Below are 24,592 nucleotides of genomic sequence, written 5' to 3'. Positions count from 1 at the left end.
ATCTTGCTGTACCGAAGCAGCCTGTTTGCCTGTTTACGCGCTTCCAGGCACCAGGCGAAGACCTGCTTTGACCTGGGCGGCCGGCGGCACCGGAAATTGGCACAACTTTAGAGAGCGCAACATTGGATCTCATTTCGGCGGCAGCTCATCGGTGCGTGATCACAATGCTCATCGGTGCGTGATCACAATCATGTTCAATAGCTTGGCAATCACCTTCCCCGCCCAGGCAATATTTTCCTGCCCCTCGTAAGCGCAATTGGTCCCTGGGTAGAAATTTCCCAGTTTACCCATCTGCATGGAAAATTCATTCCCGAACCACTCGGCCGCTGGCTTGTCTTGCATTGTTCTGGGCAGGAACGATCTGCTAGAAGGCCCGCACGAGAATAGATTGTCCAGAAGTGCAGCTTGAACCCCGCGGCTGAAGATCGCGCCCGTTACAGCCCTTCTGTGAATGGCACGAAAGAACGCTCACAGTCCATGACCATCGCGCTTACGCACCTTCAGCGGCTTGAGGCTGAATCCATCCATATCTTTCGCGAGGTGGCCGCGGCTTTCGCCAAGCCGGTGATGCTCTATTCGGTCGGCAAGGATTCGTCCGTGCTCATGCATCTGGCGATGAAGGCGTTCTATCCCGCCAAGCCGCCCTTTCCGTTTCTCCATGTCGACACGACCTGGAAATTCCGCGAAATGATCGCCTTTCGCGACCAGATGCAGCAAAAGCTCGGTTTCGATCTCCTCGTCCATGTCAATGAAGACGGCGTGCGCGACAACATCAATCCGTTCGACCACGGCTCCAACACCCATACTCATGTGATGAAAACAGTGGCGCTGCGGCAGGCGCTCGACAAATACGGGTTTGACGCTGCCTTCGGCGGCGCGCGGCGCGACGAGGAGAAGTCGCGCGCCAAGGAGCGCATCTTCTCGTTCCGCAACGCCCAGCACGTCTGGGATCCGAAGAACCAGCGGCCGGAGATGTGGAAGATTTTCAACACCCGCGTCGCTGCCGGTGAATCGATCAGGGTGTTCCCGTTGTCGAACTGGACCGAGCTCGACATCTGGCAGTACATTCTCCAGGAAGACATCCCGATCGTGCCGCTGTATCTGGCCAAGGAGCGGCCGGTCGTAGAGCGCGATGGCATGCTCATCCTGAGGGATGATGAGCGCATGCAGCTGCGGCCCGGCGAAGCAGTGGAGAACCGGATGGTACGGTTCCGCACGCTCGGCTGCTATCCGCTGACCGGCGCGATCGACTCGGAGGCCGACACTCTGGAGGCGATAGTCGGCGAAATGCTCACGGCGCGCACTTCCGAGCGGCAAGGTCGCCTGATCGACCGCGACGAAGCCGGCTCGATGGAAAAGAAGAAGCGCGAGGGGTATTTCTGAGTATGCGCCATATCATGGCCAAGAGCCTCGCCCCGACCGACGGCGTCCGCGACTATCTGGCGGCGCAGGAACGAAAGTCGCTGCTGCGCTTCCTGACCTGCGGCTCGGTCGACGACGGTAAGTCGACGCTGATCGGGCGCTTGCTTTCCGACACCAAGCAGATTTTCGAGGACCAGCTGGCCACGCTCGAGCGCGATTCGCGCAAGCACGGCACCACCGGCGACGACGTCGACTTCGCGCTGCTGGTCGACGGCCTCGAGGCCGAGCGCGAGCAAGGCATCACCATCGACGTCGCCTATCGCTTCTTCGCCACGCCAAAGCGCAAGTTCATCGTCGCCGACACGCCCGGCCACGAACAATACACGCGTAACATGGCGACGGGTGCATCGACCGCGGATCTCGCCATCGTGCTGATCGATGCCCGCCAGGGCGTGTTGCGCCAGACCAGGCGGCATTCGATCATTGCCTCGCTGCTTGGCATCCGCCACATCGTCCTCGCTGTCAACAAGATCGATCTTGTCGGTTTCGACGAGGCGGTTTTTAAACGGATCGTCACGGATTACGGGCAGTTCTCACGCGATCTTGGTTTCCAGTCGATCATGCCCATCCCTATGTCGGCCCGCTATGGCGACAACGTTACCGGCCGTTCCGATAGGACAAACTGGTTTTCCGGCCCGACGCTGATCGAACATCTCGAAACCGTCTCGGTCGACGAGGCCGCGGTCGAATTGCCGTTCCGGTTTCCTGTCCAATATGTGAACCGCCCCAATCTCGATTTCCGGGGTTTCGCCGGGACCGTAGCCTCCGGGTCGGTTGCGCCGGGCGACGAGGTGGTCGTCGCGAAATCCGGCAAGTCCTCGCGTGTCAGGCGCATCGTTTCGCATGGCGGGGACCTTCAGCAGGCTATCGCCGGCCAGGCCATCACTCTTGTCCTCGACGACGAGGTGGAAGTCTCGCGCGGCAATATGCTGGTGTCGCCGGCGGCGCGGCCGCAGGTCGCCGACCAGTTCGCCGCCAACATCGTCTGGTTCGACGAACATGCGCTGCTGCCTGGCCGCTCCTACATCCTGCGCACCGAGACCGACCAGACCAGCGCCACCGTCACCGACCTGAAATACCGCGTCAACGTCAACGACTTTGCCCATGAGGCGGCCAAGTCGCTTGAAATGAACGAAGTCGGCATCTGCAATATCTCGACGCGGTCGCCGATCGCCTTCGATCCGTTTGCCGAGAACCGCACCACCGGCGCCTTCATCCTCATCGACCGCATCACCAACGCCACGGTCGGCGCCGGCATGATCCTGCATTCGCTGCGCCGCGCCGAAAACATCCACTGGCAGTCGCTCGATGTCGGCAAGCGCGCCCGCGCCGATATGAAGAACCAGCGGCCAGCCGTGTTCTGGTTCACCGGGCTTTCGGGCTCGGGCAAGTCGACCATCGCCAATCTGTTCGAAAAGAAGCTGTTCGCCACCGGGCGCCATACCTACATTCTGGATGGCGACAACGTTCGTCACGGCCTCAACCGCGATCTCGGCTTCACCGACGCCGATCGTGTCGAAAACATTCGCCGCGTCGCCGAAGTGGCACGCCTGATGGCCGATGCCGGGCTGATCGTCATCGTGTCGTTCATCTCGCCGTTCAGCGCCGAGCGGCGCATGGCGCGCGAATTGATGGCCGACGGCGAATTCGTCGAGGTGTTTGTCGATACTCCCTTCGAGGAATGCGCCAGGCGCGATCCGAAGGGTCTCTATGCGCGGGCGTTGAATGGCGAGATCAAGAATTTCACCGGCGTCGATTCACCATATGAGGTGCCGGAAAAGCCCGAAATCCATCTCAAGACCCTCGGCAGATCGGCCGAGGAGATGGTGGACGCCCTGGAACACTGGCTGAACGAGCGGGACATTGCCGAAGACCAATATGACAGCGGCGGCGGTATCTGACGACGAAGCGATGCTCGCCGTCTTCGAGCACCTTGCCTTGGCGGCGGGGCGCGAGGTGATGCGCGTCTTTCGTGCCGGCTGTGCGGTCGACAGCAAGTCGGACAGTTCGCCAGTGACGGAGGCGGATCGCGAGAGCGAGAAGATCATCCTTGCCGGGCTACGCGCCGCATTTCCCGAGATTCCGTGCGTGGCCGAGGAAGAAGCCTCTGCCGGCATGATGGCACCGGATCTCGGCGACGCCTTTTTCCTGATCGATCCGCTCGACGGCACCAAGGAGTTCGTCAACCGGCGGACCGATTTCACTGTCAACATCGCGTTGGTTCGCCATGGCGTGCCTGAGATCGGCGTCGTCTTCGCGCCTTGCACCGGCCGCTTCTTTTCTGGCCGGCCGGGCAAAGCGGAAACGATCGAGATCAATGAGGACTATGAGATCGTCGATCGCCAGCCGATTTCGGCAAGGGCCGGTATGGTGCCGCTGACCGTCGTTGCCAGCCGGTCCCACAACACGCCGGAAACCGACGCCTATATCCGCGCGCTTGGCGCCGCCGAGATCGTCTCGGTCGGCTCGTCGCTGAAATTCTGTCTCGTTGCCAGCGCCGAGGCGGACGTCTACCCGCGCTTCGGCCGCACTATGGAGTGGGATACGGCCGCGGGTGACGCGGTGCTGCGCGCCGCCGGCGGCATGACGCGCACGCTGGATGGTGAGCCGCTCGCCTACGGCAAGCGCAACCAGAGTGACGACGAGGATTTCGCTAACCCGCATTTCGTCGCCAGCGGCAAGGCTGCTCAATCCCGATAGACCTTGGTTGCGCAAACCAAAGGACCGCGTCAGACCTGACCGGCGTTCTTCGGATGCACGACCTATCGCCTCCGGTAAGCGCAGTTCCAGATCGGTGTGAAAGCGCAGGTGTGACGGTGTGAAAGTAACTGCTGGCCGCTATCAGAGCTTCTCGCATCGATGATCGAATAGGGAAATTGGCTGTCGGAATGTGCAACGTGACGCGATCCGCGATGCGCTTGCCCACAGTAGCGATGATCGCCACCAAGGATGGCGTCGGGAACTTCGCGCTCTCAATCCGAATTGTGTTGCTCGGCCCGTTCGGCGATAAAGAGAGTATCGGGGAGAAGCCCAAGACGCTCGCGATCGGCGGCAGGTATACGGTCTGAATGTATTCGAGCGACCGTAAAACCCACGTCCTCGATACGCTCCTTGATATCGGGTCCGTAGGCTCGCACGTGATCTGACCCGCCGAAGCGCTCGTCGCGCTCGCTCCGTGACATGGATGGCGTGGCTTCGAGCGTTTGACGATAGATAAGCGGTACTTGGATCCAGACCTGTCGACCTGTCCTCGAGGCTTAAGGGATGACCAAATTTGCCGAAAAGCATGCCGATCGTCAGGTACGTGCTCCATGACATGGCACAAGACGACAATATCGAGATCGCTGATGCCGTTCATGTTCATTAGGTCAACCTGCACGGTATCGGGGCCGTACCGTCCGGGCTCGATATCGCCTTTAATGAGGTTGCCCGCCTGAGATAGTCTCTTTGAAAGCCCCTTCTCGCTCGGCGCAATCTGGAGAATTCTAAGCGACCCCGCCGGAAGCCCGAGAAGCTTACGGTCTAGAGCACAAATCAAAAACCGCTCACGATCCAGAGCATGACAAAGCGGGCAAATAAGCGTGTATCGCCCGAAACGGTAAAAAGCCGCCACACCGCGATCGCAGGCATTGCAGTGATGAGCCTTCCTCGTCGGGAGTAGTGTCAGGGTGAGGGCTCTCAGCCAATCTCCGTACGAATCAAGTTTGCGTGTGACCCGCCGCGTTGTGATACGATCAGCATAGCTGCGAAAAAGAGATAGAAGTCGGCTTCCTCGCTTCCTCGAGCGTTGTTCCACGATGGTTTCAGCATGTCGGCCTTCTAAGGTGTTTGACCCGAGGACCGATAATTAGCGCCGCCTGATATAACGTCGAGTCAGCGGAGCAGCAGGAGATTCGCCCCGTCATGGCATCGACCGTGATATCGATCAGACCGGCGATCTCAGCCAGCGACTCGTCGCGCCCCGGTCAAGTCCAGACCCAAGCCGATCTCCAATCCCAACACAGGATCGGCAACCTCACAGATCGCGGCCACTCCCGAAAGGTATCCGGAAACGCCGCTTACCGATCACATATGCTCGGGGTCTGTAAACAACAGGGTTACGGTCCCATCCAGCCTGCGGCAAGCGAGGCGCAGCCACCAACTCGGTCGGTTGGCGTGGCCGATTCCGTTGGTGACCCTTCCGGTCGACGCTCCCCGGACCTTCACACGGTGTGCCGTATACCGATAGACTTGAACGGCTATACGAGCGAGTGATGGCGTTCCACATCAAAAATCCCGAGACCGACGCACTGGCCCGCCGGCTCGCCGCACTTAAGAGGACTGGTCTGACAGAGGCCGTCCATGCCGCGCTCAAGCATGAGCTTGAGCGCGAACAGGCTAGAGCGTCCCTCGTAGAGATCGGCGTCAGGTTCTGCCGTGATCTGCGACCCCGGGCAAGCCTGATCGCGGCAGGCCCGCCGACAAGGCGTTTCGCGACAGCCTGTACGAGAATCACTGATGTTCATCGACGCCTCGGCCCTGACGGCGCTGATGACCAACGAGGATGATGCGCGAACTCCTGGCCGGGACCCGGCGCGCCTGAACGGTGTTGAACCGGACTTTACTTGGCTGGCCACGGTCCAGATTGGATCACGTTCAAGAACCTAAAGTGCGGCGGGCTTGCTTCGGATGGTTAAGGCCAGGAGCGCCTCCGAAAGTCGTTTCTTCGCCCGCTCCACCCCGTTCTCGTCGATTGCCTCAACATCGAGGAACAAGTCGAGACCAGTCGCATGCTCGCTGATGACCTGAGGGCGCTGGGCGAGTTCACCCAGGAGGCCCTCGACTTCGTAGGGGACAACCTCTCGGCTGATCCCCTTCATGGCTATCGGTGCCAATGGACGCGCCCGGACAAGGTCGCGCACGAGCGCGTAAGTCTCATAGCTGAGGCAGATGCCGCCGGGCTCGGCAATCGACTGCAGCCGGGCCGCCAAGTTCGCCTCGGCTCCAATGATCGTGTAGTCCATCCGATCATCGGAACCGAAGTTCCCAACATTGCAATAGCCCGTATTGATGCCCATGCGAGCTCGGAAGGGCCGTTCAACTCCGCGGTCATGCCACACCCTGTTCAACTGCTCCAGCCGACGCTGCATGTCGACAGCCATGCGCAAGCAGGCTCTCGCGTCTTCCTCGACGCCTTGCGTCTCGGGGTCTCCGAAGAACACAAGAAGCGCATCGCCGATGAACTTATCGACGGTGCCGCCGTGTTTGAGCGCGATCGTCGACATCTCGGTGAAGTACTCGTTGAGGAGAAGCGTCAGGTCCTCGGGCTGGAGCCGTTCCACGATCGCGGTGAAATCCTTGACGTCGGAGAAAAAGATTGTGAGCTTCTTGCGCTCGGTTGCGATGGTGACGTCCTTCTGGCCGCTGAAGATGCTTTTGTAGATTTGAGGCGAAAGGTATTTGGCGATCTTCAATGAAATCGCGGCCAGGAAGTCGTTTGCCTCCGAAAGCTCCTTGTTGATGCCCTGAATCAACGCGGACTGCCGACGCTGCAGGAGAATGAACGTCAGGCCCGCCGCCGCCGCGAAACCGAAATATAGGAGCAGATACTTGAAGGTCAGCACGTTCGCAGCGATAGGCTGATTGACTGATATCTCCTGGATCCCTCGGACATCCCCTACCGTCCAGTCCGTCTTGGGGCTGTCCGGGTGTGAGTTATGGCAGGTCACGCACACTTGTCCCATTATGACAGGGGCCGCGGCGCGGACCTGCCGGTCAAACAGTGAGCCCGAGACCTCGATGATCGGCTCCTTCGGGTTGGCGCGCAAAGCCAAGATTGCATTCCGCTCGAACGCATCGAGCTGGTGGGGCGCGCGACCTTTGAAAGGCAGATCCGAGACGAACCGATATTTGACCGAGCCGTCATGAGCGCTGATGCGCTTGCCGAGTTCGATCGAGAGGGTTGCTGGAATAGGGATCGCGCCTGGCACGTCCCGGTAGTTGTGCGTCGCGGTCACAACGCCGTTAGCTTGCAGCACGCGTCCCACGACGTCGCTGCCGTAGAATCCGCGCATTTCGTCGATGATGCGGCTGATTTCGCTGGCTTGCCTGCGCAGCATCCGTTCCGATAGGTCTCGGAGGTCGAGCCAGGCTGCCACGGGCAGACCGACAAGGCCGATGACCACTGCCGCCACCAGGAGCGGTCCCATAGTGCGTTGCTGACGCGCAATCTGTTCACCCAGTCCAGCCATTGTGCAAGCGCCCGGCCGTCTTAGTGTGTGAACTATAGCTCATTCCCGGCACGGTACCAGAGTCAGTCTTGGCTCGATGAAAACACGTCAGCCCTGCAACGTCGGACCGACCTTGAGCGGTTGTTGCTAAGCCGCAACCCTCACAGCGGATTCCCCATTCTGGCGCTGGACGGGCGGTGAATCAGGGACGGGGATGTCGTAAGTCGATTGTGGCCCGGAATGCGCTCCGCGATACCGCTCAGGAGTCAAAATTCGCGTCTGGCAAGGTTGAGACTTCTGCCGTCGGAGAGCGCGTCGGAGAAGAAAGTGTCCCGCGAACGTATCCGCGCGTCGGTCGCACTATGGAATGGGCACCGCGGCGGGGTGACGCGCGCTGCCGGCAGCATGACGCGCACCTGAATGGTGCGCCGCTCGCCTGCGGTAAGCGCAACCACAGCGACGACGAGGATTTCGCCAATTCGCATTTCATTGCCAGCGGCAACGCTGCCACGGCCCCTTAGGCATCATGATGACTCCAATCCCGTCCCGGCTCGTCGCCCCCGTTGACGCCGTCGCGGATGCGACGCCTGAGTGAGGCACTTGTTTTCAGGCGAACGCTCGTGGCAGGGAGTAACCATCCGGTGTGGATCGTGGCAGCAGCTTTCGCGTGTTAAACTGCTTGCATGGAGATCGACACCGACAAGATCGACGATGCCGTTATGGGCCTGCTTTGGCTGACGCTGCATGAAGAGAGGCGCGCCTGGAAGGGGTTAGATTGGAATGCTCTGGATCGCTTGTACGAGAAGGGGCTGATCGCGAATCCGGCAAACAAGGCGAAGTCAGTGTTTCTGACAGATGAAGGACTGCGGCGTGCTGAGGAGCTATTCCGAACCCTGTTCACTCGCCCGGCGCCCTGAGCCAGAGCGCTGGACGGGCGCCTGCGAGCTGATAACGCACAGCTGAATTTCGACACCGGCGGCGCGCTGACCGCAGGCGGGACGGCCAGTGCTCTCGCCGTGACGGCCAAATTGGTATTCGTCACCTACGCGAACGGGCGCATCCAGTCTGTTAAGGAAGTGGCAGAGAACACCGCAGCCGCAGCCCTCAATATCAACGGCATTGTCGCGAGGTCCATCCGCAAGATGCTTTCTGCCGGCGAATCGGCGTTGCCCGGGCCGGGTTGCAGGCAGGCAGCGGGTCTGCGCCCGCTGCTGCCACATGGGATGTTGACGAGGCAGATTACCACAAACAATGATGTCATCATGGCTGCGCATTTCCGAAGGCAGGTTTCTCCAGCACCAGCACATGACTGCCAAGAGGCGATGTGTGAGTGCTCTTAACCTGGAACCCCTCGTCAGAAAGCGTTTCGATAAATTCGCCATCCGTTCCAGGCGGAACGCGGGCAACGACGTTCGAGGTGCGCCTCACAATATTGGAAAGCACCCTTCGCGCCTTGCCCGGGCCGATGTTGCGCTGCATGTGCTGATAGACGGCCAGCAGCAGGACGATATCGTATTTCGGTAAGAGGATATTGCCGAGGCGCCGGCTGCCGAGGTTTAGGCGATCGAACCGGGCATGTACCGGGGAGCCGCTCAACAACATCTTTGCAGTCTCGATATGCGGCTTGGCAACGTCGATCCCGTGGATCGAACTGGGTTTCAGCTTGGATATCTCATAGGCGACAACACCCATATTGCAGCCAACATCGAGAATGGATTTTCCGGCGTAGTCGACCTTTGCGGAGAATAGCCCGTCAAGTCTGTCGTCCCACGTTCCGGCAAAACCCCTTTTGAATCTTGACCACCACAAATCATCAGCTCCTTTGAGAAGAGCCCCCTTGAGCGCCTCCTACCACGAGAGAATTAACGGTCGATACCCGTTCAACTGGAATTGATGACATTGACGAACCAAGGCAGGGACGTGTGCGACCGCCTCACAACCCCATCACCTTGAGTGCCGCGGGAACCGCATAGCGGCTGCCGTCATAGCGCAGCCGGTAGGTACGCTTCACCGGCTTGCCAGGATGGGACTGGCATTCGCCATTCTGATCGGGGGAGGGATTATCGGTATTCGTCCGCTCAACCGCGGTGATATCGTGATAGCCCTGATGGCTCGCCGGGCTGATCGCCAGGCTGACCTGGCTGGAATGAAAGTATCCGGCGCAATTACCATCGCTATCGCCGCCAGAGCCGGCCACCACGAGCCCGTCGAGCACCACGCGTAGCGTATCGCCGGTGAGAGCGTAGAGCCGCAGGTCGGTTTCAGTGAAGGGAGCGGTCAGCGAATGGTGTGCCAGTTCGATGCTCAGGCCGAAGGCGGTTACCTCAGGGGCCAGTGCATAGCGGCCGGTATCGAATTCCACCTTCTCGATGACAATCGCGTCATCGGTCATCAGACCGGGCTGGAGCAGGCGCTGGCGCACACGCAGCGTATTCCTGTCGACGATCAGAAGCTCGATATCGCCGACATGCAGGTGGTCGCCGTTAGCGCTGTCAATCAGCGGCACTGCGACCAACAGCAGGTCGACATGGGCGGGCCAAATCTTGCAGATCAGGCCGAACGGCGCTTCGCTCTCCGGGAGCGTCGAGGCGATGCTGGTATGAGGCTCAAGCGTGAACGAGGTGCCGTCGGCGCTCTTTCGGGCCTTGGGATAGGCCTGCTGCACCAGCGCGGCGGCATCGCCGCAATCGCCCGCCGCGGCCTTGGCGGGCGACAGGCTGGTCAGGCAGAGGAAGAAGACAGGCAACAGGATTCGCATGAGGTTCTCACGTCACAGCGTCGGATGCGGGCAGGCCTGTCTACGCGAGATTGCTGGCGGCGCACAGGGTGTAGGGAAGTGACGGCTAGCTCCACCCGCTGCGTCAGGACCATAGGTACCCTGGAAAGTCGTAAAGTCCGAGCTCGCTTAGGGACGGTGATCATGAGAACGCCGCCGAGCGGCCAAGTTTTGCCAATGCTGTTCGAGCTACCTGAAACAGATACTGACAATGTGATCTCGATTGCCTTGTCGCGCTCCGATTAGAAAAGAAGCGCTCCGACAAGAAACCTCTACAAAATCGGACCTCGCCGATCCGTCAAGCGCACCTTTTAGGGTCTACATTCCAAAATTAACTCGGCATGACCTCCGTTTCTGACCCCCTGAGCCGGGCGCGTTCGCTGTCGGCGCGGTATCAAAGCAGAACCATGCCGCGCCTGCTTCGGCTTTCCGAAACCGCAGCGTGTCCTTCCTTGAGACTTGGCAGCACGGCGCGTTCAATCGGAACCGTGCTGCCTTCAATGTACAGCCAGTTGTCCAATCAGCCGGCGGGTTTGTAAACGCCGGCAGCCTTTTTGGCGGCTGCGAGCGCCGCCTTCATGTCGAGTTCTTCGAGGACAACTAGCTCGTTTATCCAGCCGCTTGCCCGGACCGCCAGTGCTAGGTCCATCCCATTGGCCTGGTCCGGAACCTCAGCATTGATGACAATGTCATAGGCGCCGCGAGTAAACATCATACCGGATACCTTGCCACCAACGCTTTCCAAAACCGCCTTGATTGCAGCTTCTCGGTCTGCGCCTTGCATCAATCCCTTGTAGGCATGGGGCGGACAGTTTCCCAGGATTGTCACTTTCATGGGTATTCCTCCCGATCTTGTACTAGTTTCGTTATTGGTCGTTTGACCAACACGGAGCTATGGCGGACGGTTGGGTCAGCCGTAACCCTGCATCGCAACGCTTTTGCTCACATCCAAAGCTGGCAGCGGGAAAGGTTCGACTTGCCCTGCGGTCTTGTCCAGATACTGCATCAAGGCCGTCACGAGGTGGTAGAAAATGCTCGCGGGGACCTCCGTTGCCAGTGACCTTCCGCGCTCGTCAATCCTGTCGATCCACAAGCCAAGCGGTGCTGGATCGATATGCCATTTGAAGAGGCGGGCGACACGAGCTTCGATCTCGGGTTTCAGATCAGGCCCGCCGATGCCGTCCAGGGCGACGGCCGCCTTGAGGGCTTCGCATTGCGGCCAGCTGCGGGAGAGCCGGTCGAAGGGAATTCCCTGCCGCGACACGGCTGCATAAGCCAGGCCCGTGGCCCGGTTCAATCCGCTGGCGATCGCCGACGAATAGAGCTTCCTTGCGTAGGCTGCCAAGTCTTTCTGCCCACTTGCCCGCGCGAAATCGATGAGGAGCGAGGCCCATTCGAAATGGTGCCCTGGTTCGGTCCACTGTCCCTCCTCTCCCGGCAACGGTAGCCAATCGACATCGAAATGTTCCCCAAGCGTCCAGCTCTCCTGATCGAAGAAGTGGCACCGGAAGAGATCGACAATACGTGCCGCCCGACGGAGATATGCGCGCTCGCCGGTGACGCGATGCCAGGCAAGGAAGGATTCCAGCATGTGCATGTGCGGGTTCGAGAACCGCACCCCCTTCCAGCTGGGGGTCTCGAGGAAGCCGTTCAGGCTGACGTCCTCGAGATGGGTGTCGATGAAATGGAACGTCTCTTGTGCCAGCTGCAGGGCATCCTGATGGCCGCATCGGTGAGCATGGGCAAGCGCCAGGAGCACGCAGGAATGGTCGTAAGCGTCCTCCGTCGGGTCAGCCACGCTGCCATCGGCATTAAGGGTGCGCACCCAGCCACCGCGTTCGGTGCGGCCGTGTTTGGCGATAAACTCGATGCCGTGGTCGATGAGCTTGTCGGCCGGTCCAAGCCAGCCGCGTTCTTTGGCCACCGCGAACGCGTAAATCTGGCGAGCCATCGTCCGCATGCGCTTGGGTTTGCCCAACGGCCTTGCATCGAAACCGAGCGCCTCGTGGAAGCCGCCATACGCATCGTCGACACCTGCAGTGGACCACAGCGGCAGGGTTTCGTCGAAGAGCCAGTGCTCGACCCGCTTGCGCCATGACCCGCTGATGATGACCCGGTCGTCCGACCCCGTGAACTTCGTTTCAAGGCGTCCGCTCTTCTCGAGTTGTTCGACGACTTTCTTCACGTTCTGGCTGTGGCTGACAGGAGCGATGAAAACCGCGTCCGGTGTCGTCACCACCGCCACATTTTTCATTCCGACGACTGTCAGCAGTCTGCCCTGGCTCCGGAGATAGGAGTTGCAGCAATCCATGGCGACAACGTCGCCCATTACGACATTGCCGTCGCGGTCCGTCGGGCTGGCTTCGAGCAGCGATTGCCACGATCCAAGGTCGTTCCAGCGGAAGGAAGCCGTAACCATCGCAATACCGCGTGCATGCTCCATGACTGCGTAGTCGATCGACGTGGACGGGACAGCCGAATAGAAGCCCTGGGGCAGGTAGATGCCCAAGACGTCGGTCCGTGCAGCCTTGTGGGCCCGTTCCGCGGTGTCCCAGATGTCTGGCCGGAACTCGAGAAATGCCTTCCGCATCGTGTCGGCACGAAACAGGAAGATGCCGGCGTTCCAGTAGAATGTTCCCGAAGCCACATATTTGCGGGCCGTCTCGGCATTGGGCTTTTCGACAAAATGTGAAACGGCGGCCCCGCCGTCACCATTTGCCGTAACCTCGATGTAGCCGAACCCGGTTTCGGGATGGGTCGGCCTGATGCCGAATACGACAATGCTTCCTGAATCGGCGGCAGGCATGCCAGCCTCGACGGTTTGCCAGAATTGCATTTCGGTCGATATCTGATGGTCGGAGGGCACCACGAGCACAAGCGCGTCACCGCCATATTCGGAGATCGTCTGCAACGTGGCTATGGCCACCGCAGCGGCGGTATTGCGGCCGACGGGCTCGAAAATCGGTCTGCCGCCGTTCAGGCCGAGCGGACCGATGTCCGAGATAACGCGGTCGGCATGCCTTTCGGAGGCTATCAGATAGATCGGCGTCTCGCCGTCCGAGCGCGCCTTGAGGCGTCGGACAGTCTTCGCAAGCATTGAGCCGTCGCCCGAAAGGTCGTGGAATTGCTTGGGATTGTCTTCGCGCGACAGCGGCCACAGCCGCGAGCCGACGCCCCCGCTCATCACAAAACTGACGATCCGCTCCGGCATGATCCAGTCCTCTCAAAATTTCTGGTTGTAGGCTCCGAGCTCCGGCGCAGCACGGCATCGACAGCCTCGGAACATCTCGCGACGAAGACGAATGTGTTCGGCCTGGCTTGTCCGACTGTGTCCTGGGTCACGCATTTTGCTCGGCTCTTGCGCAGACAGACGTAGCACGCTGCCGGGCGGGAGGCTCCTTCATGAATTGGAGTAGCCCTAACGCCCCGATTGGCACCCCCTAGTCCAATAGGAGCATGCCTGTCGGCGACCGAAAGGATGTCTCGTGCGCTCCTCGTCGGCTTCCGTCATGGTCGGGTCGAACTCGAACAGAAGGTCGCCAGCTTTCACGCTCTTTCCATCGCGCACGTGGGTAGCGCGGACAACGCCCCTCTCTGAAGGCTGGTGCGCCCGCTTGGCACGATCTTGCCGGTCGCGCTTTCTAGACGCTACTATCCATATGCCAGCTCTCTCGCTCCAGACGTTTCAGATCGGCGGCCACCATTTCCGCCACGAGGTCGCTGAACGTCGTCTTAGGCGACCAACCGAGCTTTGAGCGGGCTTTCGCCGGATTTCCCATCAGGAGATCGACCTCCGTTGGACGGAAATGGCGTGGGTCGATTCGAACGAGGATTTCTCCTGTCTTGCCATCCCGGCCGATCTCGTTCACCCCCTTACCTTCCCAGACGATGACGCGGCCGACTGCCCGAAAGGCACGCTCTACGAACTCTCGAACCGAGTGGGTTTCGCCCGTGGCGAGGACGAAGTCGTCTGGCTCGGCGTGCTGAAGAATCCGCCACATGCCCTCCACATAGTCGCGAGCATGCCCCCAGTCGCGTTTCGCATCCAGATTTCCAAGATAGAGGGCCGACTGAAAGCCTCGCTCGATACCTGCAACCGCACGTGTGATCTTGCGGGTCACAAACGTCTCGCCGCGCGTGGGGCCTTCATGATTAAACAGTATGCCATTGGAAGCGAACATTCCGTACGCTTCACGGTAGTTGATCGTGATCCAATAGGCATAGAGTTTGGCCGCCGCATAGGGAGAGCGCGGGTAGAACGGCGTCTTCTCCGTCTGGGGCACCTCCTGGACTTTGCCGAACAGCTCGGAGGTTGATGCCTGATAAAAGCGCACCCGCTCTCCCATCTTCAGGATGCGGATGGCTTCAAGCAGCCTGAGTGTGCCAAGGGCATCGGCGTTGCCGGTATATTCAGGCGTCTCGAAGCTTACCTGGACATGGCTTTGGGCCGCCAGATTGTAGATTTCGGTAGGGCGCGTCTCCTGAACGATGCGAATGAGATTGGTCGCATCGGTCAGGTCGGCGTAGTGGAGAAAAAAGCGTGCGTCCGGTTCGTGCGGATCAACGTAGATGTCGTCGATGCGTTCGGTATTGAAGGAGGAGGATCTGCGTTTCAGTCCGTGGACGGTATAGCCGTTCTCCAGCAGCAGTCTGGCAAGGTAGGCACCGTCCTGACCGGTCACACCAGTTATGAGCGCAATGCGATCTGTCATCGGGTCCCATCCAATTCTTGAGGGCTGTGATGGCGCCGTCGACCGACGGTCTGCCCCCACACTCCTCTAACGAAAGGCGAAAGTGCGTTGTTCTGCCAGAGTGTCATTGTGGGAGGTTCGCCAGCAAAAGGAGGTAATCCCCACAGCTCAATGCCCGTCACAGCTACTTCCCGTGCGTCCCCCTTTCTGCTTGGCTAGCCTCTTCAGCCTATGCTCCTATGGCATGGACGTAGCCGCCCTGCCGCGAGCCGTCAGTTCACAAGCGCTTGCGCGACCGCTTCTCCGGGAGCTGCATGCCGGCCATGCTGCCGTCGGCAATGCCGAACATGCGGGTCGGCTGATCAGTGCGGCGCGGGCGATGCCTGCAGAGAAACGGTTCTCGGGTCACCTGGCAAGCGTGGCGTCAGGTTGTTGCCGACGATCCCCGCCACCGACGGCGGCTTGTCGAAAGTTCTCGTAAGGCTTGTTATCGCGTCAGCAAAAATGACAGTTCGTGGCCCGCAGGAGAAACATGGAACAGGGTGTAACCCTGGCCCTTTATCGCTTCCACTGTTCGGTAGGTTTGCTCCACGGGAGTGCGGTGCCACCAGTGGTGAAACTCGACGAGAATCTGTCTCGGTAAGACATCAGATCCAAGCACCTCTGGAAGGACGTCGTGCTCTGCCCCCTCGACGTCGAGTTTCAGCACATCGATAGTTGCCAGTCCGAGCATATCCAGGATAGTAGAGTAACGCCTCACGTTGCAGACAATGCTCTTGCCTGTAACCAACTTCGTGGAAAAATTGCTGCGTGTATCATCTTCGGACACAGCAAACGTTTGCTCCCCGTCGAAATTAGATATTCCCAAGGGGTAGATCCGCACAGTGGGGGGTAATTCCTGAGCGGCAATCCAATCAAGACTGGCCGGAGTCGGATCAAACCCAAAGACCTTTGCACCGAATACTTTGCTGACTTCCAGATCAAATGAAATATCGTCCCCTAAGCCAAAAGAAAGAACAATAGGGGAGGGGGCACCTAGAAGAGGCTCGACCGCAACGACCCAACCTCCATATGCGGAGCCGAGTTTTTGTGTAGGAATAGAGCATTCGGGCCGGAGAAGATGATCGAATCCTAAGGCCGCTCTTACAACTCGCTTACAATACCGGAGCCGATCTGGATTGTACATCAATAGTTGCCTTTGGCTTATTCCTAGTAGCTGTTCCGCTTGACTGCGCCGTCCTCACTGTGTTCGCCGTCCTCACTGTGTCCAAAATAGACAACAGCGCCAGATGGGGTTCAGTCTGGCCTAACGCTCAGTCTGGCCTAACGCGGAGCGGCTATCGCCCTGTGAATTTTACATCGATTCCCTCCCGCGACCAGAGTGTCATTGTGGCAGGGGCTCCAACAAAAGCGAGGTAATCCCTCTCTCGGCGTTCGTAACAGATGCTGCGGGAGCATCGCCTTGGGCCGGCCAACGTCTTCGCCCTACCGCGTAGGAAGTAGCCGCTCGCTGCGAGCGCCGGCTCACGAGTCCCTGCGCCGATGCCCTCGTCCCCGGGGGCCGTGCCGGCTACTGCGGAGCCAAAGAAGTGGCAATCCTGTTCGTTGCGGAGCTGAACGCAGGTAGGGCGGGCAGTTCGAATCGGCCTTGGCGGTTGCAACGAAATTGACCTTGGGTTCGCCGAGCGGAGAGATCGGGCTTGCTGAACAGCGCGGATAGTGTGCTGAAGGTTCTGCAAAAAGTTTTGGAGAGAGAACGGGGCTTGCTCTGAGGGGCGAGCGGCCATGGCACGGTGGTGACGTTGCGATCACCGATTCCCGTGGAAGGGGAAGTGCCATGACCAATCGAGACGTTAGACTGAGCAGAGGCGAGTTGAAAGCGTTGCTGTTGTCCGAGATGACGCTTCAGCGCGGCGATGCACGTCGCGTCGCTGGCCGGCTTCACACCAGTTCCTACTGGAGAAGCCCTTTGGCAAGTTCGCGCAACTCCTGGAACGCAACAACAAGGTATGAGGCCAGAAAGCTGCACAGATAGAAGCTTGGTGGGGCGCCGCGCTCCCACCGGAGAACCAGGGCGCCGAGTTCAAGGCTCGGGTGCGTTTGTGCTAGCCATACCAGGGTGGCGGCCAAGGCGAGGCTACCCAGAGCATTGGTTGGGTAATGCAGCCCCAAGTAGACTCGCGCAAGCTCTACCACCAAGGTGCAGGCCAGGGCGAGGAGTCCGAGTTCGAAGCGAACGAGAAGAATGGCGATCGCTAGACCCGCGAACAGAACCGCTCGCTCGCTGGGGAACCCGGGGGTGCCGGCGAACGGCGCTGAGCGCAGAACGGCAGCGTCGCCCAGAACGTCCGGGATATGAAGCCCAAGTGCGGAGTCAAAAATCGGCTTTGGCGTCGTCGGCAGAGTGCCTTGCAGGAAATGCGCGACGAGCGCCGCGAGGACAGCTGCGCAGACGCCGCTCACCAGCCTTGCCCTCGAGTCCGGCCCGTCATGGGCGAACCAGCAATACCAAAGCAAGGACACAACTATAGCGCCCTCGGTTGTTGGGTAGACGGCGCCGAAAGCGAGCCGGCTGGCGAAGGGCTGATTGCTCGCTACGGTGTTGACGGCCGTTGCGAGGGGCCTGTCGATCCAATCCGGGTTAAGGGCCAGGAAAGTCGTACCCACAAAGAGGAGGCAAAGCGCGGCGGCATGCGTCAGGCAATGGAAATCGGACATCGGTTCGGCCATCTCAACTCTAAGGTTCGGGCGGCGGAACAACTGGAGTCCCGCTAACTAGGCGGTTGCAGAAACCTCGCGGCGCAGGGAGGCTACAGAGCGGCCGAAGAAGGCAAGATCCTGCTCCCGGCGCAGTGCGTCGCAAAGCCGCCCGATCGGAAGCTCGATGTCGTCATAGCCGAGCACCTCGTCCCGCTTCACGTCGCGCAGCAGCCGGCAGCCCTCGGCGAGCCCGATCGGCACAAGCCGCTCGGCGTGCACCGTTCGCGCGTTCTCGCAGAGCCCGTAGGTCATGTAATGTCCAAGGCCATCGAGGATCTCTCCGGCACTAAGGTCCCGCTTGGCGGCGGCCACCACATCAACGGTCGGCGCGCCCAGGGGCGCAATCGCAGCATCGCGGAATATCGCGGCCCTCGCCACCGTGGAGGGCACCTCGAAATGACACAGATGATAGGGCCAATAGAAACAGTAGAGCGGTCCGGGGCCCATCTTGTAGAGTGAGAGATAGTGCTTCTCGACGGCATCCTCTGTGGTGCCAAGAACGAAGATGCCGGGGTTGGGCATGGCGCCGACACAATAATCAACTATCCCCGGCCCCTCGAGGAGCTGATTGAGCGGATACCACCCGACCGCCCCCTGGATCGGGGTTCCAGGCTCGACCACAGGCCCATACATGCCGCGCTTCGCCACCCGCATGCCTGTGGCGTTGGCGACGATGGCGTTCTCGAACGAGATCTTCGTGCCGTCCGCGAAGGAGGTGACCATTGGGGCCTTCATCCCCCACTTCTTGGCAAAACCATCCTGAGTCGTCGGATTTCGGTAGGGATCGTGCAGGCCCTTGATGTTCCCGCAAAGCACCGGACGTATGCCCAGGCCCCTGACCCAACGGTAGAGGTTCATGATAACGCCGGGCTGATCCCCCTCCACATTTGTGAGGACCACTCCTGCCCGGTCGGCATGCACTTTCAGGATCGGTCCGATCGTGCCGTCGAGTTCGGCATTCATCAGGGCGACATGCTTGCCGTGCCGGATCGCGCGCATTGTGACGTGGGCAGCGAACTCGATCGCGCCTGTCGCCTCGATGATGACGTCGATGCCGTCGGCCTCGCAAATGTGCATCGGGTCCGCCGTGAAAGCGCGGCGACCGCGCGCCACAAGATCCTCAAGCGCTTTGGTGCTGGTCGCCTCCATCACATCGTCTTCGCCTGCAGCGGCATAGGCATCTCGCGCCTTTTCCACGTGCCTGTTGGAAATCGCCACGAGTTCCATGCCTGGGACATATCGCAGCATCTGCAGCGCGATGCCTTGGGCCATGAAGCCGGCCCCCACCATACCCACGCGAATTGGCCGCCCCTGAGCCTCGAGCCTCTCCAACTCCCTGTCGACAATGAACATTGACGTCTCCCCTGTGCTGCTCCCCGAAAGGTCGGGTGGCGAAAGGTTAGCGGTCATAATCGGGCCAGCTTCGGTCCTTTTCAGAAATCAGTGCCGGCACATCCACCGGCCACTTCACGGCGAAGGTAGGATCGTTCCAGCGAACACCACGCTCGGCCGCCGGTGTGTAGAATTCGGAGACGAGATATGTCGCCTCGGAGTGGTCCTCCATGGTGAGAAAGGCGTTCGCGCAGCCCTTCGGTATGACCAGCATCCGTTGGTTCGCCGCTGACAGGTCCACCGTGAGGTGCTGCTTATAGGTGGGCGATTGGGGACGCAGGTCGATCAGCACGTCGTACAGGCTGCCCCGGATGCAGCGAAGCATCTTGTCCTCGCACTGGGGAGCCAGCTGGTAATGGAAGCCGCGCAGTGTATGCTTGTGCCTGTTGTATGAAATATTCACCTGCACGACACGATCCGGAAGCCCCTGCTCGGCAAACTCCCGCGAACACCAGCCGCGTGCGAAAAAGCCCCGCTCGTCTTCGAATTTCTGCAGTTCCACCAGGGTGGCGCCGGGAATATCGGTCTTTGTGAAAAGCATCGTAGATCCATTGGTCAAATGAGTGTCACGTCGGGTTGCATCTCCGACGATCTCTCCTCAGGTGGCTCGCGCCGGCGGTCCTCTTGCGCGATCGAAGGACGGCATCAGACTTGCGCCGGATGCAAGAGGCGCGAGCCGTGGACTTCATAGCCGATAGGCACATAGGCTAGGTGTGAGAGTGCGCGTCTTACACTTTCCCGGCGTTCCGGCTTGACCGCGAACATAAGGAATCCGCCGCCGCCGGCGCCGCACAGCTTGCCGCCTTCCGCACCTGCGTCCCTGGCGAGGTCGTAGTGGCCATTGATCGCCGCGTTGCTCACGCGGGACGCCAAACTCCGCTTCATCTCCCACCCTGCGTGAAGGACGGCACCGAAGCGTTCTACGTCGATGACGGGCTCCGAAAAGATCTCCTGAAGCATGAAGGCATCGTCCCGCATCCGCCTGAGCGTATGGAGATTGCTTGACGTTTTCGCCTTCTGCTCTGCCAGCACGGAACTGGCCGGCCGCTGATGCGATGTCCAGAACATCATCAGGTTGCTGAAGAGATGTTCGACGGCGCCATTGCGCACCCGCTGCGGCTCGACCGTTACCGCGCCGCCCGGCTGGAAGCGGAACAGGTTCATGCCCCCGAACGCGGCGGCATACTGGTCCTGCTTGCCAATCGGCTCCTTGAGGATGTCCATCTCGATGTGACATGCCTCTTCGGCCAGTTGGCCAGGGGTGACACGTTCTCCCCGGAATGCATGCAGGGCGTTGAGCAGTCCCACCGTGAACGAGCTCGACCCCCCCATGCCCGTCGAGGCAGGCATGTCTCCGACCGTCGAGATGTAAATCGGCGGTTCGATCTCCAGGAAACGCAGGCATTCGCGAGCGATGTTGTTCTTGATCTCCCCTATGGTGTTTACCTGCTCCGTCTGTGAATAGTTCAAGCGGATGGGTTCATTAAAGATCTCGCTGTGACGCTTGACGGTGACATAGATGTACTTGTCCACTGCCGCGCTGAAGACCGCGCCGCAATCGAGATTGTAGAAATCGGGAAGATCGGTACCGCCGCCAGCAAAACTGACGCGCAAAGGAGTGCGCGTCAGGACGAGAGACGGTAGACGCTGTGCAGCGCGATCGATGATAGTCGGAAGGTCCAGTCCTGAGCGGCGCTCCACCGCTTTGGTCCCGTCTAGCTGTTCCATATTTTGCCCCCTCGAAAATCGACGGAATGAAAATTAGGCAACACGCGGCTGTGCGGTTCGCCAGCGCAGCTGACCATCGAGCATCCCCGCCTTGAGCAAATGATCGAGCCAGCGCAGCCGCGTGAAGCGCTTGTCGGTAAAGTCTTCAAATCTAAGGGCCATCGAGCGGAACGCCTCGTAAAGGTCCTGTGCTCCCTTTCGCGCTGTCCACTGAAACTCGAAATCCGGGAAAGTCCGTGAGAACTTGCTGAAGTCCGCCTTGTAGGTCCTTTGATCCGCGCCCGGCTTCGGTGTCATTGTGAGCTGCGCGCCGGCGACGGCCTCAACGGCGATCTCCGCTATCTCCCGCACCTGAAGATTGAGACTTTCAACACCCATGTTGAACGCCTCATTGTGGATGTCCTGTCGCGGCGCTTCCAGCATCAATTTGAAATAGCGCGCGACATCTTGGACATGAACCACGGGCCGCCATGGCGTGCCATCGCTATGCACTTCGACACGTCCAGTGGTGAAGGCGCTGCCCACGAAATTGTTCAGCACGGTGTCGAAGCGCATTCGCGGCGACAGACCATAGACGGTGCCGTTGCGGCAATAGACGGGCGAGAACCCGTCGTCCGCCAGCGCGCGCAGCGCTTCTTCGGCAACAACCTTCGATCTTGCGTATTCTGTTTGCGGCGCCAGCGGGGCGGTTTCGTCGACGACGGCGGCTTCCGACATGCCATACATGATGCAAGAGGAGGAAAATAGGAACCGCCGGATGCCCGCCGCCTTGGCCATCGTGGCCAGACGAACTGTTCCTTCCGCATTGATCTGCCTCGTCCAATCCGCGTTGAGATTTCCGATCGGGTCGTTCGAGAGTGCCGCCAGATGGATCACCGCGTCAAAGCCCTGCAGATCCGGGGGTTCGATGGCGCGTAGATCCTTTGTGATCTCGGGCACACTGGTATTGTCGGCTCCCAGGGTGCACGCACGAAAATATCCCATGTCCAGCCCGACCACCTCATAGCCAGCCGCCTGCAACACGGGCACCATGACAGAACCGAGATATCCATTGTGTCCGGTGACGAGAACGCGTGTTGGTTCATTCATGTCTGCCCCCGCTCCGCTTCGAAAGGAGTTGACGGGTGAGGTCCAGAAGCGAGTATCGCTCGCTTACTTGCGCATATAGGCAGTCCGCGGCTTCGGCCGCTTGACGGTCACGATCGTCATCGCCGACAAAGAGTGTGCGTGTGAGGTCGAGATCAAAGTCGCGCTGTGCCTGATACAGCATACCGGGTTTGGGCTTGCGGCAGTCGCAGCCGTCGTCCCAGCCGTGTGGGCAGTGGTAGATCTCCGCGATCTTGCCGCCGACGGCTTCGCACTCGGCGCACATGCGCTGGTGAAGCGCCTCGAGATCGGCGGCGGTCATCGCTCCGCGCGCTATCCCTGCCTGGTTGGAGATGATGATTATGCGGTAGCCAGCCTCGTTCAGAAGGGCCAACGCCTGCTTTGCACCCGGAACCCACTCCCACTGGTCCCATGAACACACATATTGAGCCCGCGGCGGTCTGCAGTTGAGTACGCCGTCCCTGTCTACGAGCATGGTTTTTTCCCGGCTCATAAAGCGCTCCGTCGCGGGTAGACGCTCGATCGAGCCCACGCTGTAATAGCGGTGCTCGCTCACGAAGCCGGCGAGGCGATGCTGCGTCGCGAGCGGCGTGTAGATGGCCTCCTCGAAGAGGGTGTCCTCGTCGGGCAGGAGTTCGAGGGCGAGATCGGTCAGTATGGCATAGCTGATCTCGACTCCCTGCAGCCCGGGCGTGGTGCGGAGCCGGTCGAAGACGGTCACATTGTCGTTCGCATCAAGGATCACGCTGCCGCGTGAATAGCCGTCCTTGTTGCTGTAGACCGTGATCATTCCAGGCTTGCTCGCCGCACAGAAGCGTTGCCACAGCCGCTCCATGCGCATCGGCCAGTAATTGTCGCAATACAGCAGCAGGAAGCACGGATCTATGAGGTGACGGGCATTGGATACCCGGCTGCTCGTGAGGTCGTCGGGACGGGTGACGGCATATTCGATACTGAGCCCGAACCTGCTGCCGTCGCCGAAATGCTCCATCACCACATGGGGTAAATACCCGAGTAGAAGAAGAACCCTTTCGAACCCCTCCTGCCGCAGCTGTTCGACCTGGTATTCCAAAAAAGGGCGGCCGAGCACCGGCACCATTGGTTTCGGGCGATCGAGTGTGATCGGCCGCATGCGCGTGCCACGCCCGCCGGCCAGGATGACCGCCTGCCGCGGCCGGCTGTAGGCGCGGCCTTCGACATCTGCCTTTTGCAGGCAGGGAGAGCTCGGCAGGACAATATTCATTGACCGCCCTCCGGTCGGTCGGCGATGAGGTATCGCGTGATGGCATGACAGATCGCGGCGTGGACGTCCTCGACGAGTTCGTAGGTGCCTTTTTCGGACCGCACCCATACTGGCTGATCGACGAGCTCTTTAAGCGTGCCGCCGTCAAAACCGACAATGCCGATGGTGGCTACCTTCCTTTCGCGAGCGAGTTCGACTGCCCGCACGAGATTAAGCGAGTTCCCGCTGGCTGAAATCACTATGAGCACGTCACCCGGTTTGGCGAAGTTCTCCATCTGGCCGGCAAAGATACGCTCGTAGCCTTCGTCATTGCCGAGTGCCGTCATCCAGGAGACGTTGTCTGTCAGGCCTATGACCCGGATTGGCTGCCGTCCCGAGCGTTTCGTGGCCTTACCGAGGTCATTGACCCAGTGGGAGGCGGTCGCTGCGCTGCCGCCGTTGCCGGCGACGAAGACTGTGCCGCCCGCATCGCGTACGGCGCGCAGCAAGTGTATCGCCTCCTGCACGGCATCCGTATCGATCTGCGCCAATGCGATGCAAAGCGATGCCAAATAATCCTGCGTGAATTCTTTAGGCTGCAACCAGAGGGCATCATCCCGCGAAGATTTGCGACATGCCACCACTCTCCGATCTATCGCGAGCTCTGTCATGCCACCCTCGATTGCTGCAATGGTGAGCCATCATCACAGCGTGCGGGCACTTCGAGTTCAATTGCTATTCCGAACCGGAAGCTGGCGGGCGGCGCTCATCGGAGGTACTTAAAAGGAATATCCCTTGTTCTCCGTTGCGGCCGACACGTCGGCAGGTGGCCATATCGGCGTCAAGATCGTCACGGTGTCGCCCGACAACAATGCTGTAGGCAAACCCGCGGTGATGGGGCTTTACCTCCTGCTCGACTGTGCGACGGGCCGCTCCTTCCATGCGCTCTTTCGGCAGCACGGAGAGAACAAGCTGATAGATGGGTAACGCTTTGAACCGGATACCCGACGAGACGCTCCAGTTCGCCGATCCGAGCCAATGCCTTCGAAAGCTCGTCAAGCGCTTCCGACGGCAATGCCGGCGCTGCACCACCCGGGTCGTGCGCCTCACCCAGCCGGCGTACCGCTCGCGGCGGACCCACGCGACCGCGATCCTTGATCGCCTGCTTCATCATTCGACGGTGATCACCATCCGCGGTGACAGCTACCGCCTTCGCGAAAAGCGGGGGTTCGGGCCGATTGAAAGAGCCCGGACCGCGCCCCCCCCCCACCCCAAAACAAAAACA

The 24,592-nt window shown here is 60.1% G+C and carries 22 protein-coding genes and 3 pseudogenes; 9 read left to right on the top strand and 16 right to left on the bottom strand.

Features of this window, described 5'->3' with window-relative positions:
- The first annotated feature begins 477 nt into the window (after positions 1-477).
- The 4 genes from cysD to NKH93_RS28460 all read left to right on the top strand — a co-directional run bounded on the left by cysD (position 478) and on the right by NKH93_RS28460 (position 4,490).
- The gene (gene cysD / locus NKH93_RS28475; protein ID WP_352973755.1) at positions 478-1,383 is read left to right on the top strand and encodes a sulfate adenylyltransferase subunit CysD; all 906 of its coding nucleotides are present in this window, start codon (positions 478-480) and stop codon (positions 1,381-1,383) included.
- Between the two features lie 2 nt (positions 1,384-1,385).
- The gene (cysN, locus tag NKH93_RS28470; protein WP_352973751.1) at positions 1,386-3,323 is read left to right on the top strand and encodes a sulfate adenylyltransferase subunit CysN; all 1,938 of its coding nucleotides are present in this window, start codon (positions 1,386-1,388) and stop codon (positions 3,321-3,323) included.
- Positions 3,324-3,333: 10 nt separating this feature from the next.
- Positions 3,334-4,122: a 3'(2'),5'-bisphosphate nucleotidase CysQ gene (cysQ, locus tag NKH93_RS28465; RefSeq protein ID WP_352973883.1), complete on the top strand. Its 789-nt coding sequence runs from the start codon at positions 3,334-3,336 to the stop codon at positions 4,120-4,122.
- Between the two features lie 197 nt (positions 4,123-4,319).
- Entirely contained in the window at positions 4,320-4,490 is a 171-nt protein-coding gene (locus NKH93_RS28460) for a hypothetical protein (RefSeq protein ID WP_352780009.1), read from the top strand.
- A 188-nt stretch (positions 4,491-4,678) separates the two neighbouring features.
- On the opposite strand, the pseudogene NKH93_RS28455 reads toward NKH93_RS28460, so the two are convergent.
- A pseudogene (locus NKH93_RS28455) lies at positions 4,679-4,801 on the bottom strand (hypothetical protein); the annotation flags it as partial.
- Positions 4,802-5,675: 874 nt separating this feature from the next.
- Between NKH93_RS28455 and NKH93_RS28450 the strand changes: the two are divergent.
- On the top strand, positions 5,676-5,969 hold the full coding sequence (locus tag NKH93_RS28450; RefSeq protein ID WP_352973745.1) for a type II toxin-antitoxin system VapB family antitoxin: 294 nt from the start codon (positions 5,676-5,678) through the stop codon (positions 5,967-5,969).
- Positions 5,920-6,069, top strand: a complete 150-nt coding sequence (locus NKH93_RS28445; RefSeq protein WP_352473299.1) for a hypothetical protein — start codon at positions 5,920-5,922, stop codon at positions 6,067-6,069. The genes NKH93_RS28450 and NKH93_RS28445 overlap by 50 nt, the downstream gene beginning before the upstream one ends.
- On the opposite strand, the gene NKH93_RS28440 is transcribed toward NKH93_RS28445, so the two are convergent.
- Both NKH93_RS28440 and NKH93_RS34390 read right to left on the bottom strand, forming a co-directional pair.
- The gene (locus tag NKH93_RS28440) at positions 6,066-7,652 is read right to left on the bottom strand and encodes an adenylate/guanylate cyclase domain-containing protein (protein ID WP_352973737.1); all 1,587 of its coding nucleotides are present in this window, start codon (positions 7,650-7,652) and stop codon (positions 6,066-6,068) included. The genes NKH93_RS28445 and NKH93_RS28440 overlap by 4 nt on opposite strands.
- A 245-nt stretch (positions 7,653-7,897) precedes the next feature.
- On the bottom strand, positions 7,898-8,116 hold the full coding sequence (locus tag NKH93_RS34390; protein WP_502896510.1) for a hypothetical protein: 219 nt from the start codon (positions 8,114-8,116) through the stop codon (positions 7,898-7,900).
- A 198-nt stretch (positions 8,117-8,314) separates the two neighbouring features.
- Between NKH93_RS34390 and NKH93_RS28430 the strand changes: the two genes are divergently transcribed.
- Positions 8,315-8,548, top strand: a complete 234-nt coding sequence (locus NKH93_RS28430) for a DUF6429 family protein (RefSeq protein WP_352973731.1) — start codon at positions 8,315-8,317, stop codon at positions 8,546-8,548.
- A gap of 343 nt (positions 8,549-8,891) precedes the next feature.
- Here NKH93_RS28430 and NKH93_RS28425 read toward each other — a convergent pair whose 3' ends face one another.
- The 13 genes from NKH93_RS28425 to NKH93_RS28360 all read right to left on the bottom strand — a co-directional run bounded on the left by NKH93_RS28425 (position 8,892) and on the right by NKH93_RS28360 (position 23,978).
- A complete protein-coding gene (locus NKH93_RS28425; RefSeq protein WP_352973729.1) occupies positions 8,892-9,440 on the bottom strand; it encodes a class I SAM-dependent methyltransferase in 549 nt (182 codons plus the stop codon).
- A 124-nt stretch (positions 9,441-9,564) separates the two neighbouring features.
- The gene (locus NKH93_RS28420) at positions 9,565-10,389 is read right to left on the bottom strand and encodes a PA3715 family protein (protein ID WP_352973726.1); all 825 of its coding nucleotides are present in this window, start codon (positions 10,387-10,389) and stop codon (positions 9,565-9,567) included.
- A 538-nt stretch (positions 10,390-10,927) separates the two neighbouring features.
- Positions 10,928-11,242, bottom strand: coding sequence for a GYD domain-containing protein (locus NKH93_RS28415; RefSeq protein ID WP_352973724.1), 315 nt, complete (start codon positions 11,240-11,242; stop codon positions 10,928-10,930).
- Between the two features lie 75 nt (positions 11,243-11,317).
- A complete protein-coding gene (locus NKH93_RS28410; protein ID WP_352973721.1) occupies positions 11,318-13,618 on the bottom strand; it encodes an AGE family epimerase/isomerase in 2,301 nt (766 codons plus the stop codon).
- A gap of 430 nt (positions 13,619-14,048) precedes the next feature.
- Positions 14,049-15,119, bottom strand: a complete 1,071-nt coding sequence (gmd, locus tag NKH93_RS28400; RefSeq protein WP_352973717.1) for a GDP-mannose 4,6-dehydratase — start codon at positions 15,117-15,119, stop codon at positions 14,049-14,051.
- Positions 15,120-15,585: 466 nt separating this feature from the next.
- Positions 15,586-16,284, bottom strand: coding sequence for an FkbM family methyltransferase (locus tag NKH93_RS28395; protein ID WP_352682320.1), 699 nt, complete (start codon positions 16,282-16,284; stop codon positions 15,586-15,588).
- Positions 16,285-17,051: 767 nt separating this feature from the next.
- Entirely contained in the window at positions 17,052-17,828 is a 777-nt protein-coding gene (locus tag NKH93_RS28390) for a phosphatase PAP2 family protein (protein WP_352973711.1), read from the bottom strand.
- A 45-nt stretch (positions 17,829-17,873) separates the two neighbouring features.
- Positions 17,874-19,211 (bottom strand): NAD(P)H-dependent oxidoreductase, encoded by a 1,338-nt coding sequence (locus tag NKH93_RS28385; protein WP_352973709.1) that lies wholly within the window; start codon positions 19,209-19,211, stop codon positions 17,874-17,876.
- 46 nt (positions 19,212-19,257) lie between these two features.
- Complete coding sequence (gene rfbC / locus NKH93_RS28380; protein ID WP_352542510.1) at positions 19,258-19,791, bottom strand: dTDP-4-dehydrorhamnose 3,5-epimerase; 534 nt, start codon at positions 19,789-19,791, stop codon at positions 19,258-19,260.
- Positions 19,792-19,895: 104 nt separating this feature from the next.
- Complete coding sequence (locus tag NKH93_RS28375) at positions 19,896-20,978, bottom strand: GHMP family kinase ATP-binding protein (protein ID WP_352973708.1); 1,083 nt, start codon at positions 20,976-20,978, stop codon at positions 19,896-19,898.
- Between the two features lie 33 nt (positions 20,979-21,011).
- Positions 21,012-22,067: an NAD-dependent epimerase/dehydratase family protein gene (locus NKH93_RS28370; protein ID WP_352973706.1), complete on the bottom strand. Its 1,056-nt coding sequence runs from the start codon at positions 22,065-22,067 to the stop codon at positions 21,012-21,014.
- Positions 22,060-23,328, bottom strand: coding sequence for an HAD-IIIA family hydrolase (locus NKH93_RS28365; RefSeq protein WP_352973705.1), 1,269 nt, complete (start codon positions 23,326-23,328; stop codon positions 22,060-22,062). Before NKH93_RS28365 ends, NKH93_RS28370 begins: the two co-directional genes overlap by 8 nt.
- Positions 23,325-23,978 (bottom strand): SIS domain-containing protein, encoded by a 654-nt coding sequence (locus tag NKH93_RS28360; protein WP_352973702.1) that lies wholly within the window; start codon positions 23,976-23,978, stop codon positions 23,325-23,327. Before NKH93_RS28360 ends, NKH93_RS28365 begins: the two co-directional genes overlap by 4 nt.
- 136 nt (positions 23,979-24,114) lie before the next feature.
- Here NKH93_RS28360 and NKH93_RS28355 point away from each other — a divergent pair.
- Positions 24,115-24,237: pseudogene (locus tag NKH93_RS28355) on the top strand (bifunctional Delta(1)-pyrroline-2-carboxylate/Delta(1)-piperideine-2-carboxylate reductase); the annotation flags it as partial.
- Between the two features lie 211 nt (positions 24,238-24,448).
- Positions 24,449-24,592: pseudogene (locus NKH93_RS28350) on the top strand (ATP-binding protein); the annotation flags it as partial.

Origin of the sequence: Mesorhizobium sp. M0954 (assembly GCF_040319155.1) — a bacterium.
In the GTDB taxonomy this organism is placed as follows: domain Bacteria; phylum Pseudomonadota; class Alphaproteobacteria; order Rhizobiales; family Rhizobiaceae; genus Mesorhizobium.
Note: the sequence above shows the minus strand (reverse complement) of the source record. Positions and strands in the feature narration are given on the sequence as shown.